Here is an 11897-nt window from a genome sequence, read left to right as displayed (position 1 = left end):
CGGCGTCAGGACGGGGCGAGGACCGCCCGCACCGTCTTGCCGCCGCGCCGGTCCGGCCGCACGCTCCAGCGTTCGGCGAGCGCGTGCACCAGGGCGATGCCGCGGCCCGACTCGGCCGTCTCCGAGGCCGGTTCGAGGCGGGGGAGGCCAGGACTCTCGTCGCGCACCTCCACGACCAGCTCGCCCGCGTCCATGCGCAGGCTCATGCGGCAGCGCCGCGCGGAGGCCCGGGTCGCGTTGGTGACGAGTTCCGACACGACGAGCTCGGCGTCGGCGGCCGTCCCGTCGGCGTGGTCCGCCAGGAACGAACGGGTCAGGCGCCGCGCCCAGCGGGCGGCGCCCGTCCCCGGTGGCATCAGGTACTCCACGCGTGCGGCGCGCCGTTCGGCGCTCCGGAACGCACGCATGACCATCACTTCCTCTCGGTCTCCCCAGCGGGGATCTCCTCGGTCCTGCTGTCCCTGCTGTCCGTGTCGTCACTGCTGTCGTGCGCCGGCCGCTCCGCCAGCGCGTGGTAGCCGTGCCCGATGCGCCGGCCGACCAGGACGTACGCGATGAGCGCGCCCGCCGTGTTGAGGATGACGTCGTCCACGTCGAACGCGCGGCCCTGCACGAGCGCGCCCTGCGCCAGCTCGACCAGGACCATGACGATCGCGGTCAGCGCAAGGACTCGCAGCCAGCGCATCCGCCGCGCCACCAGCACCGGCAGGAGCAGCCCGAAGGGCGCCCCGAGCAGGAGGTTGCCGCCGATCTGCTTGCACGCGGCCGCGAACGTGTACTGGTCCGCGTACTGCCGCAGCGAGGCACCGGGCCGCAGGTTGGACCCGGCGATCCGGTCGGATGCCGGGGACGGGGTGAGCGTGAGCCGGGCGAGGACGGCGGAGAACGCGACGAGGGCGAGGAAGGCGACGATCGCCACCACGACCCGCAGAAGCACCCGCCACCAGCGTCCCGGGCGTGACCGGTCCGTCTTGCTCATCTGTGCCGTCGCCGATGTCATGGGCATCGGTTGCCCCGGCGGAGCCGGAACACGCCGGGTGACGGCCCGTCAACTTCCGTCTGTGGGATGGGCGAGCGTGTCCAGGAACCGGTCCAGGGCGGGGGAGGAGGTACCGCCCGCGCAGCGCACCCGGTCGACCTGCGGTATCGACGCCTTGCCGAGGTTCCCGAGGGCCCCCAGGTTTCCGAGGTGCGGTGCCCGGCTCTCCATGGCCTCGGTCAGCTGCAGCCGGCCGAGCGCGCGCTCGGCGGCGGTGCGGCGAACGTACTCGGCGACCGTTACGCCCAGATGGTCGGCGTGGCCGCGCACGGCCTCGTACTCGTCGGGGGTGAAGAGCTCGCGCAGCAGCGCAGTTCCGTCCATGCGCGGCATGATGCCGCTCCGGATCGCGGGGCGGGGGCGGATGGCATATTCGCACCCGTTCGCGTGGACTCGGCCGGTACCGGTGGCGGTGGGGTGGACCCCCGTCGTCGATCTCCGTTAAGTTAGGCAAGGCTTACCTAAAGGTTGCCATGGGCCACACGCCTGACATGAGCCACGTACCTGACTGGAGGTCGGGATGGGTGTCCGACAGATCGCCACCGCCGTGCCCACCACGGCGACCCGCGCACGCTCCGTGCTCGCCGCCGCCTGGACCTGCGGCGTCACCACCGACGTGGGGCAGGACGACCTCGTCGGCGCCCACCGTGTCACCGAGGACGGCACCGTGCGGATCGCGCCGCCGCAGGACAGCGTGCTCGCCGCCGCCGTGCTGTGCTCGCCGCACGGCCGCCCCAGCACGCTCGTCGAGTTCGCCGACGCGGCGCCCGTCCCCGTACGGGACCGGGTCCGCGCCCGTCTGTGGCTCTCGGGCGAACTCGTGCCCGACGCGGAAGAGATGGTGCTGCGCCTGGAGCGCGCCGTGCTGCAGACGCGCACCGAGCGCCAGGTCATCGACCTCGGCGAACTCGCCGCCGCCGCGCCCGACCCGCTGGCGCTCGCCGAGCCGCGCCTCCTGACGCATCTCGCGGACGCGCACCCCGAGGCGGTGGAGCAGCTCACCCGGCTCATCGCCCCCGACAGCCTGCACGGCGTCGTACGGGTCCAGCCGCTCGCCGTCGACCGCCACGGGCTCACGCTCCGTCTGGAGCGCGCCCGGGGCCAGGCCGACGTACGGATCCCGTTCCACAGTCCCGCCGACGACCTGACCGCGCTCACCGAGCGCATGCACTGCCTGCTGGCGCAGGCCGTCAGCCGCCGGCGACGGTGACGCGCTCGCGATCCCGTCCGGCGGCCGGTTCGGGCCGCTTCTTCGGCTCCGTGGGCCGGAACGCCCACTCCATGCGCGGTTCGACGACGAACCGGAAGACGCGCCGTACCGGATTCGTGCACAGCACGGTGATGAGGGCGATCCCCGCCAGCGTCACGGCCACTTCACCGAGGGGGGTGTGCAGCCACTCGTGCTTGTACCAGCCGTCCCACCGCGCGGTCTTGATGACGAAGCCGTGCAGCAGGTACGCGTAGATGGTGCCGGCGCCCAGCGCCGTGAACCAGAACTTGCGCCCCGGCACCCAGGCCAGGAAGCAGGCCGTGAGCACGAGCGCGAGCAGGAACAGGGCGGGCGTCGCCCACAGCCCGTCCCATGCGGTCATTCCGTCACGCCCGACGACGCTGCCGCGGTGGTAGAACCAGCCGGCGTCGAACCGCGGCGCCACCCAGTACGCCGCCACGACCGCGGCCAGGCCCACCGGCAGGGCCACGACCCGCATCCGCCAGGTCCGCACCCGCTCGAAGTGCTCCGGCCGGAGGACCAGGCCCACCACGAAGAACGGCAGGAACTGCAGCACGCGCTGGAGCGCCATGTCGCCACCGGTGTCGGGGGACATCGACACGGCCGTCGCGATCACCAGGGAGACGAGCACCGGCTGACGGATCGCCAGCCACAGCGGCGTCGTGATCCGCCACACGAAGAGCGCGAGCAGGAACCACATCAGGTACCAGGGGTCGAGCAGGCTGAACGGGTACTTCCAGTCGTCCTGCACCACCTTGTAGAACAGGGTGTACGCCACCTCGAAGACGACGTAGGGGACGACGACCCCCGTCACCAGGCGCTTCAACCGCCGGGGCGACATGTCAAAACTTCGGGACATATATCCCGACACCAGCGCGAAAGCCGGCATATGAAAGGCGTAGACGGTGAGATACAAAGCCGTCACCGCTCGGCTGCCGTATGTCAACGGTTCCCATGCGTGGCCACAGACCACGAGGACGATGGTCAGGTACTTCACGTTGTCGAAGTACGACTCGCGTGCCTTGCCGCCACCGGTTATTGCTTGCGCTGCTTGCCCTGCCATTGCGCTTCTGCGCCCCTCCTCGAACTCAACCCGGGCCCCCCGCCTGCCCCCTGCAGACCGTTCCATGAGTTGAGCCGTGACACAAGCGCCGCCAGGTGACGGTCGTGACACAAGAGGAGGAGCGCATGCGGCGCGGTCCTCGAATCCCGGATCAGACGGCGGTGTAGGCGCCGTCCACGAGGTGGTAGCTGCCCGCGATGAACGAGGCGCGGTCCGAGAGCAGGAACACGATCAACTCGGCGACCTCCTCGGACTGTCCGAGCCGGCTCGCCGGGTGCAGACCGACGAGACCGTCGTAGGCGGCCTTGTCCATCTCCTTCAGGAGCGGGGTCTCGATGAAGCCCGGGCCCACCGCGTTGACGCGGACGCCCTTCGACGCGTACTCGGCGCCCGCCGTCTTCGTCAAGCCGACCACACCGTGCTTGGCCGCGACGTACGCGGGGGAGCCCGCGAAGCCGACCGAGCCGAGGATCGAGGCGACGTTCACGATCGCGCCGCCGCCCGCGGCCTCCATGACGGGCAGTTCGTGACGCATCGAGTAGAAGACACCGTCGAGGTTGGTGCGGATGACGCGGTCGTACGTGTCGATGTCGTACGCGCCGGTCGGGGCGGAGGCACCGCCGATCCCCGCGTTGTTCACGGCCAGGTCGAGCCCGCCGAAGGTGTCGACGGTGAACCGGACGGCGGCCTCGACGGAGGCGGGGTCGGTCACGTCCACCGCGACGGCGGCGGCCTCGATGCCCTCGCCCTTCAGCGTCTCGGCGGCTTCCTTCGCGCCCTGCTCGTTGTAGTCGGCGATGACGACGGCGGCGCCGTCGCGGCCGAGGCGGCGGGCGGTGGCCAGGCCGATGCCGGAGGCGGCGCCGGTGACGAGGGCGGTCTTGCCGGCGAACTCGCCGCCGTCGGTGGTGCTGGTGCTGGTGGTGCTCATGGTGCGTGTCACTCTCTGCTTGCGCTGTTCTCACTGGGTACGCCGGTGACGGTCGCCGTCGCACGGGCGGCCTCCCCGACGAGGGCGTCGTAGGCCGTCGCCACCAGGGCGGCGAGATCCGTGGCGTCCTTGTCCGTGCCGCGCGCCCACGCGCGCAGCGCGGCGGTCAGTACACCGGCGGCGGCGCCGACGACGACCTCGGGGCGCAGGTCCCGGGCCGGGTCGGTGCCGAGCCGGTCGGCGATGATGCGGACGGACTCGTCCTGGGCGTCGACCCGGATGCGTTCGTACGCGGCGAACAGGGCGGGCTCCTCGTCCACGGCGGCGTACAGCTCGCGCAGCCTGGGGCGGTGGTGCCAGCCGGGGCTCTCGTGGTCCGCGAGCCAGTCCGCGACGGCGCCCCGGTACGCGAGCAGCGGCGGCTCGCTCTCGGGGCGGGCGCGCAGCGCCGCGTTGATACGGGCGCCGTCGGCGCGGGTGAAGTCGAGCGCCGCGTCCTCCTTGCCGGAGAAGTGGCGGCTGAACGTGCGGCGCGTGACGTCCGCGCGCTCGGCGATCGCCTCGACGGTGACGGCCCCGAGCCCCCGTTCGAGCACCAGCTCGACGGCCGCCTCCGCCAGCGCTTCGCGCGTCCGGCGGGCCTTGACCTGTCGGCGGTCCTCGGGGGGCCGCTCGGGGAGGGGCTCGTTCGCCTTCATGTCTTCACCGTACACCCGAATGTCCCGATGGGACATATGTCCCTGCGGGACATTTCGCGGACGGGGCGGAGGGCTCAGGCGTGCCAGTGGCCGTGCAGCGCTGCGGTGGCGAAACCGGGGCCGTACGCGACCACGGTGCCGCGGGCCCCCGGCGCCGGTGCCTCGTCGTGCGTGCGCTCCAGGACGCGCAGGACGCTGACGCCGCCCAGGTTGCCCTCGTCGGTCAGGGTGTCGGTGGAGTGGCGGGCGGCGTGGGCGTCGAGGCCGAGCGCTTCCGCGGTGTCGGTGATGATGCGGGGGCTGCCCGGGTGGATCACGGCGAAGTCGGAGCGCCGGTCGCCGAGCCAGTCCTGAAAGGCGGGCAGCGCTTCGCGCGAGGCGGCGCGCCCTTCCTTCGTCGCGTCGAAGTGCAGCCCGGCGGAGGTGATCCGGCCGGCCAGATGGTTCATGGTGCCCGGCAGGACGTGCTCGAAGCTGTCCTCGATCACGAAGCCCGGACCGAGCGGCTCGGCGCTGACGACGGCGGCACCGGCCGAGTCGCCGAACAGGGCCTTGTAGATCATCGCGTCGATACCGGTGTCACTGTGGTGGTAGACGGCGGAGATCACCTCCGCGGCCACGACCAGGACGGGACCGCCGGGCCTGGCCGTCACCATGTCCGCCGCGCGGATCAGGCACTTGGTGCCTCCGGTGCAGGCGAGCGTGGTGTGCGCGAGGGCGCTGGCGGTGGGGCGCATCCCGAGGCGGGTCATGAGGTGTACGTCGAGGTTGGGCACCGACCAGCCGGTGGAGTGCGTCGTGACGATCCCGCCGAGATCCGCCGCCGAGAGGCCGGCGCTCGCGAGCGCCGCCCCGGCCGCCTCCTGGGCGAGGTCCAGCGCGTCGGCGAACGCGGCGCGGGCACGCTCGCCGACCTCGCCCTCGCCCGCCACGGTCGCCGAGGTGAGCGGACGCGTGAAGAAGCGGGTCCGTACGCCGCACCCGGCGACCGCGCGGACGGCCGCCGCGAGCCGGGGGTGGTCCGGGTGGTGCGCGCGTATGTCGTCCGCGATCTCGTCGGTGGTCACCTTGTGGGCACCCAGGGCTGTGCGAGGTCGGGACACGTAGACAGGCATGTGATGGCTCCCACGGGGGCGGTAGGGGGTGTGGGGGGCCAGGTCAACCTACGTCACCACGGGCGATGGTTGAAGGCGTGAGTGTCACCCCGCCTGCAGTGCGGGCATGCGGGGATGTTCGCGCCGGACGCCCGGATGGAAGACCAGGATCATCAGACGCGCCCCGGGCGTGGTGAGCGGCTGCGCCGCGCACATGGTCGCCCACCCTGGTCCCAACCGGGCGTGCAGAAGCGGCCGTTCGTCACCGTCCGGGTGGATGGCCGAGCCGCCCGCGTCGTAGATCGGTGCCGCTTCCGGGTCGGACAGCACCTCCTTCTCGATCTGGCGCAGCGTGTCGTCGTCGGGGCGCGCGGCCAGTGCCGCCCGCAACTGGGGGAGCAGCAGCGGCGCCCACGCGGTCGTCCAGTCCGTCAGCATGTTCCGCGCGTGCTGGTCGAGGAGCATCCAGCGCATGGTGTTCTGCGGGGGCCGCCGGTCGGGGAAGAGTTCCGTGAACGCGTCGTTGCAGGCGAGCAGGTCCCAGGAGGCGTCGGACACGTAGGCGATGTGGTTGATGCCGTCGACCGCCTCCTGCCAGACGCCGGGCACCTCCTTGCCGGAGGACAGGTACAGCGGGCCGGGCGGGTCCTGCAGCAGGGCGTACCGGCACAACAGCACCCATTCCTGTTCGTTCAGGCCGAACAGCCGGGCCACGTCGCGCAGCAGTTCCGCGGGTGGGCTCGGGTAACTGCCCGACTCCAGCCGGTGATACGTCCCGAGGGTGCGGTGCAGCAACTGGTCGACCTGGTGCTGCGACAGGCCGGGCGCGCGCCGGCCCTGGCCCGTGGGGCGGGTGAAGCCGTGGGACTCGGGAGCTATGAGGGCGCGCCGTTCACGGAGCAGGGCGCGGAGCGCCTTCTTGTTCATGGTGGGTAATCCCTCTTCGTACACGCCGAGTTGAGCGTGAGCAGTCTAAATACTCCCATCGCCTTTGGTAATAAACATTGCCCGAAGAAAACGATCAGACGGTCCGTCATGATGAGTGGCGCGGGGTTACCCACCTGCCGGTTTCATCGTCTGTGAACACTTGGACACAGTGATGGGGCACCTGTCCCCGGCCGCTCGAAAATGGCCGAAATTTCCCGGCGTCGGGTAACTCACGAGCCTTCGGGCTGTTCGTGGAAGAGAGGCGGGACCGGGCCACCTAATATGTTCGATGTGGCCGGAAAATGCGTTGCAACGACGCACGTCCCTCTCTCGACGCGAGCGGTCCCCGGGGGTCACTGGCTGCGGTCGGTGCCGTCACTCGCCATTACGTAGCGGCCACGGCATCGGCCGCGCCCGGTCCAGCGCCGCCGCCCGTGCACACCCCGGGCATACTCGGGCCCATGACGATACGAAGATCCGCCGTCGCCGCTGCCGGCATGCTCGCCGCGGGGCTGGTGCTCGCCGGGTGCGGTGAGGAGAAGGCGGCCGGGACGGCGGCCCGTACGGCCACCGTGCCACCGTCGCCCGTTGGGTCCGCCGATGCCGGCTGCGCCGCGGCGGCCGCCGCCTCCAGTGCGCCGGCCGAGCAGCCCACCGTAACGGGCGACGACGCCTCGAAGTACCTCGAGAACCACGCCTTCCAGAGCACTGTCCGGCTCAAGGGCGCCGCTCTGTGCACGGCCGCCCGTCAGGAGGAGCGGGTCAAGGGTGCGCTCGCGCGGTTCGCCGGCCGGGACGACGTGACGCAGGGCCAGGTCAGGGCAGCGCTGACCCGTCTCGGCTACGCGACCGGCAAGGTGAGCACGAGCGGTGACGGCGCCATCGTGACGTACATCGTCGACCTCGCCCCGGTGTGCGTCGAGGGCTCCGTCGCCGGAGTGGTGAACGTGGAGACGCACGGCGTGTACATCGAGGGCACCGGCTGCGTGAAGCCGCGGGGCGGTCACTGACACCGACGGCGAGTCACTCCGGTTCGCGCATATTGCGTACATAGTCCTCCGCCGCGGCGTCCAGGCCGATGTCGTGCTGGGCGCGCTCGGACAGGTACCAGCGGTGTTCGAGCAGTTCGTGGTAGAGCTCGGCCGGGTCGACCGGGGTCGGGATCCGGTCGCGGATCGCGCGGACCGTCGGCCGGAACACGTCACGCACCCACCGGTGGGCGAGGACCTCGGGGCGGGCGTCGGGCGCGTCGTCCTGGGTAGCCATCCAGCTCTCCAGGTCGTTGAGGAGCCGCCGCGCCTGGTTCTCCTCCGCGTCCATGCCGGTGAGGCGGAGGAGCTGGCGCTGGTGGTGCCCCGCGTCGACGACCTTCGGCACGAACGTGACCGTGTCACCGAGCGGGGAGCGGGAGATCTGCATCTCGGCGACGTCGAAACCCAGGTCGTTCAGGCGGCGGATCCGGCGCTCCATGTAGTGGTGCTTGCCCGCCGGGTACACCGACGTCCGGGTCAGTTCGCTCCACAGGTTCGTGTAGCGCTGCTCTATCTCCGTGCCGAACTCGATGGGGTCGATCGACGGGTGCAGCGCCCCGGACGCCTCCAGGTCGAGCATCTCGCCGCTGATGTTGACGCGGGCCAGATCGATGTCGTACTCGCGCTGCCCGTCGCTCAGCTTCGGGTGCAGCTCGCCGGTCTCGGCGTCCACCAGGTACGCGGCGTACGCGCCCGCGTCCCGCCGGAACAGGGTGTTGGAGAGCGAGCAGTCGCCCCACGCGAAACCGGCGAGGTGCAGCCGGACCAGGAGCACGGCGAGGGCGTCCATCAGGCGGTGCACGGTCGTCGGGCGCATCGTGGTCTCGAACATGGACCGGTAGGGCTGGGAGCCGCCGAGGTGCCGGGTGATCAGGACCGGTTCGAGCGGAGTGCCGTCGGGCTGCTCGCGGCCGGTGACGACGGCCAGCGGATCGACGGCGGGTATCCCGATGCGGTCGAGGGTGCGCAGCAGCTCGTACTCGCGCAGCGCGGGCCGCTCCGCCAGCTCCTTCACGGCCACGACCTCGTCACCCGCGCGCGCGTAGCGCACCACGTGCCGCGAGATGCCGCGCGGCAGCGGTACGAGATACTCCTCCGGCCACTCCTCCAGCGGGATGTGCCAGGGCAGGGCGAGCAGGAGCACCGGGTGCTCGGGGTTGGTGGCGCTGATCTGGAGCGGCATGGTCATCAGCGTAAGCGGCCCGCCGCACGAGCGGTTTCCGAGGACACTCCCTGCGGTACCGGGGTCTCAGTACCGCAGTTCCAGTACCGCTGTCTCAGCACCGCAGGGAGTGCTCCGCCCTGGCGAGGATCTCCGTGATGCGCAGGCCGAAACGGGCGTCGCACGGGGCAGGGGTGCCCGTGCGCGCCGACTCACGCAGCACGTCGATCGCCACGGCGAAGGACTCCGGGGCCGTGCCGCCCGTCGGCATCGTGAACGTCCCGGCCGTGCCGCGCAGTTCCACCGCCGTCCCGCCGGCCGCCTTCGGCGCCGTCAGGCTGAGCGTCGCCGTGCTGGACGCGCCGGACGCGTGCGCCATCACCAGGTGCACGGTGTCGCCCGGACCGCTCCGCGCCGTCAGCGCCTCCACGTCACCGAGGATCGGCAGCAGCACCGACAGGGCGTGCGGGCCCACGTCCCACAGGGCGCCCCGTTCGGCGCGCCACGGCGTGGAGGCGCGCACCTCGGCGTCGTCACCGGGGGTGTAGAGGCTGCCGTACCAGTCGGCGCGGCCGGTGAACCAGCCGTCCACGGCGGTCCGTTCGGCGATCCAGGCGGAAGGGGCCGGCGCGTAGCGCAGCGTGCAGAAGACGGCCGTGGCGACGCCCGCCGCGTCCGCGGCCTCCACGACGGCGCGGGCCGCCTCCACCTCGGTGGCCAGCGGTTTGTCGAGCAGCAGATGGCACCCGGCGGCAGCGGCGCGGGCCGCGAGCGGCGCCTGTACGTCCGGCGGCACGGCGAACGCCACCGCGTCGCACGCCGCGAAGAGGGCGTCCACGTCGTCGTACGCGGTCGTGCCGTGCTCGGCCGCGAGCTCCGCGGCGGCCTCCGGGCGGCGTCCCCAGACGCCGGTGAACTCGGTGTGCGGATGGGCGGCGAGCGCGGGGGCGTGGGTCCGCCGGGCCCAGGGTCCGGTGCCGACAAGTCCGAAGCGCGGCGCGTCAGTCGAGGTCATGACCGGCAGTATCACCCGGACCCGGCGGGAACCGCAGGTGCGGGGGTTCCGCGCGCCGCCGGGCCCGGCCGGGTCGAGGGCCGGCAGAGGGTGGGTCAAGAGGCCGCGAGAGGCACAGACAGCGGGCTCCGGCCGGTGAATACTCATTCACCGACGGGTGAATGCCGATTCACCCGCCCTTCCCGACGCGCCGGGCCGCCCGCCCGCCGTCCCCGGCAGGAGCCCCATGGACGCCGCACCCGCCCCGATACCGGTCCCGGCACCCGTGCCGCCGCGCCTGCGCGAGCGCCTCACCGTGCCCGTGCTCGCGTTCGGCGGCATCCTCATGGCGGTCATGCAGACCGTCGTCGTCCCGCTCCTGCCCGACCTGCCGCGGCTGACCGGCGCGTCCCCGGCGGCCGTCTCCTGGATGGTCACCGCGACGCTCCTGGCCGGCGCGGTCCTCACCCCGGTGCTCGGCCGGGCCGGTGACATGTACGGCAAGCGCCGGGTCCTGCTGATCGCGCTCGGCCTGATGACCGCCGGCTCGGTGCTCTGCGCGCTGACCTCCGACATCCGCGTCCTGATCGCGGCCCGCGCGCTCCAGGGCGCCGCCGCGGCCGTCGTGCCGCTGTCCATCAGCATCCTGCGCGACGAACTCCCGCCGCACCGCACCGGCTCCGCCGTCGCCCTGATGAGCTCCACCGTCGGTATCGGCGCCGCCCTCGGCCTGCCGCTGGCCGCGCTGATCGTGCAGTACGCGAACTGGCACGCCATGTTCTGGGCGACCGGCGCCCTCGGCGCGCTCGGCCTAGCGCTCGCCTGGTGGACGGTGCGCGAGTCACCCGTCAGATCACCGGGCCGCTTCGACGCCCTCGGCACCGCCGGCCTGGCCGCGGGCCTGATCTGCCTCCTGCTCGGCGTCTCGCAGGGCGGCCAGTGGGGCTGGGGCAGCGCCCGGGTGACCGGCCTGTTCGCGGGCGCGGCCGTGATCCTCGCTCTCTGGGCCTGGCATCAACTCCACACCGCCCGCCCCTTGGTGGACCTGCGGCTCGCCGTGGGCCGCCGCGTCGGGCTGCCGCACGTCGCCGCGCTCTTCACCGGGTTCGCCTTCTACGCCAACTCCCTGGTCACCGCACAACTCGTGCAGGCGCCCGTCGCCACCGGCTACGGCCTCGGCCTGTCCATCGTCGCGACCGGCCTGGTCATGCTGCCCAGCGGCGTCATCATGCTGCTGTTCTCCCCGGTCTCCGCCCGCGTCTCCGCCGCCCGCGGCCCCCGCACCACCCTCGCGATCGGCGGCGTCGTCCTGGCCCTCGGCTACGCCGTACGCATCGCCGACAGCACCGACCTGTGGGTCGTCCTCGTCGGCGCCGCCGTCGTGTCGACCGGCACCACCCTCGCCTACTCGGCGCTGCCCACGCTGATTCTGCGCGCGGTCCCCTCCCACGCCACCGCCTCCGCGAACGGCGTCAACGTCCTGATGCGCACCATCGGCCAGGCCGTCTCCAGCGCCGCCGTCGCCGCCGTCCTCGTCCACCACACCACGCGCGTGGGCGGCGCCGAAGTGCCCACTCTGGGCGGTTACCAGCTCGCGTTCGCCATGGCGGGAACGGTCGCGCTGGTGGCCACGGCCGTCGCCCTGGCGGTCCCGTCCGACACCGCGCGGGAGAGCGCGGGCGCGGCCGTCCCCGGCCAGGCGGCGCCGGCGAAGGGAGCGTAGGGCG

13 protein-coding genes are annotated in these 11897 nt (G+C 72.3%); 3 read left to right on the top strand and 10 right to left on the bottom strand.

Going from position 1 to position 11897, the window contains the following annotated elements; translation table 11 throughout:
- Positions 1–5 precede the first annotated feature (5 nt).
- The 3 genes from ACH4RC_RS18330 to ACH4RC_RS18320 are packed head-to-tail and all read right to left on the bottom strand — an operon-like array spanning position 6 to position 1363.
- On the bottom strand, positions 6–407 hold the full coding sequence (locus tag ACH4RC_RS18330; protein WP_398201743.1) for an ATP-binding protein: 402 nt from the start codon (positions 405–407) through the stop codon (positions 6–8).
- A gap of 5 nt (positions 408–412) precedes the next feature.
- Entirely contained in the window at positions 413–1000 is a 588-nt protein-coding gene (locus ACH4RC_RS18325) for a VanZ family protein (RefSeq protein WP_398201741.1), read from the bottom strand.
- A gap of 48 nt (positions 1001–1048) precedes the next feature.
- On the bottom strand, positions 1049–1363 hold the full coding sequence (locus ACH4RC_RS18320) for a plasmid mobilization protein (protein WP_398201739.1): 315 nt from the start codon (positions 1361–1363) through the stop codon (positions 1049–1051).
- A 196-nt stretch (positions 1364–1559) separates the two neighbouring features.
- Between ACH4RC_RS18320 and ACH4RC_RS18315 the strand changes: the two genes are divergently transcribed.
- The gene (locus ACH4RC_RS18315) at positions 1560–2249 is read left to right on the top strand and encodes a DUF2470 domain-containing protein (protein ID WP_398201737.1); all 690 of its coding nucleotides are present in this window, start codon (positions 1560–1562) and stop codon (positions 2247–2249) included.
- Here ACH4RC_RS18315 and ACH4RC_RS18310 read toward each other — a convergent pair.
- The 5 genes from ACH4RC_RS18310 to ACH4RC_RS18290 all read right to left on the bottom strand — a co-directional run bounded on the left by ACH4RC_RS18310 (position 2230) and on the right by ACH4RC_RS18290 (position 6983).
- Positions 2230–3333 carry an acyltransferase family protein gene (locus tag ACH4RC_RS18310; protein ID WP_398201735.1) on the bottom strand — a complete coding sequence of 368 codons (1104 nt, stop codon included), beginning with the start codon at positions 3331–3333 and terminating at the stop codon, positions 2230–2232. The genes ACH4RC_RS18315 and ACH4RC_RS18310 overlap by 20 nt on opposite strands.
- Before the next feature lie 151 nt (positions 3334–3484).
- Entirely contained in the window at positions 3485–4264 is a 780-nt protein-coding gene (locus ACH4RC_RS18305) for an SDR family NAD(P)-dependent oxidoreductase (protein ID WP_398201732.1), read from the bottom strand.
- A gap of 8 nt (positions 4265–4272) precedes the next feature.
- Complete coding sequence (locus tag ACH4RC_RS18300; protein WP_398201731.1) at positions 4273–4962, bottom strand: TetR/AcrR family transcriptional regulator; 690 nt, start codon at positions 4960–4962, stop codon at positions 4273–4275.
- 74 nt (positions 4963–5036) lie between these two features.
- Positions 5037–6029, bottom strand: a complete 993-nt coding sequence (locus tag ACH4RC_RS18295; RefSeq protein WP_398201729.1) for a PhlD — start codon at positions 6027–6029, stop codon at positions 5037–5039.
- A gap of 132 nt (positions 6030–6161) precedes the next feature.
- Positions 6162–6983: a helix-turn-helix domain-containing protein gene (locus ACH4RC_RS18290; RefSeq protein WP_398201728.1), complete on the bottom strand. Its 822-nt coding sequence runs from the start codon at positions 6981–6983 to the stop codon at positions 6162–6164.
- 461 nt (positions 6984–7444) lie between these two features.
- Between ACH4RC_RS18290 and ACH4RC_RS18285 the strand changes: the two genes are divergently transcribed.
- Complete coding sequence (locus ACH4RC_RS18285) at positions 7445–7993, top strand: hypothetical protein (RefSeq protein WP_398201726.1); 549 nt, start codon at positions 7445–7447, stop codon at positions 7991–7993.
- A 13-nt stretch (positions 7994–8006) separates the two neighbouring features.
- On the opposite strand, the gene ACH4RC_RS18280 is transcribed toward ACH4RC_RS18285, so the two are convergent.
- Positions 8007–9197: a DUF4032 domain-containing protein gene (locus ACH4RC_RS18280; protein ID WP_398201723.1), complete on the bottom strand. Its 1191-nt coding sequence runs from the start codon at positions 9195–9197 to the stop codon at positions 8007–8009.
- A gap of 94 nt (positions 9198–9291) precedes the next feature.
- Positions 9292–10191: a Gfo/Idh/MocA family protein gene (locus tag ACH4RC_RS18275; protein ID WP_398201720.1), complete on the bottom strand. Its 900-nt coding sequence runs from the start codon at positions 10189–10191 to the stop codon at positions 9292–9294.
- Between the two features lie 226 nt (positions 10192–10417).
- On the opposite strand from ACH4RC_RS18275, the gene ACH4RC_RS18270 reads away from it, so the two are divergent.
- Complete coding sequence (locus ACH4RC_RS18270) at positions 10418–11893, top strand: MFS transporter (protein WP_398201717.1); 1476 nt, start codon at positions 10418–10420, stop codon at positions 11891–11893.
- The last annotated feature ends 4 nt before the right edge of the window (positions 11894–11897 follow it).

This window comes from Streptomyces sp. NPDC016845, assembly GCF_044332585.1.
GTDB lineage: Bacteria > Actinomycetota > Actinomycetes > Streptomycetales > Streptomycetaceae > Streptomyces.
This window is presented reverse-complemented; position numbering and strand designations above follow the sequence as displayed.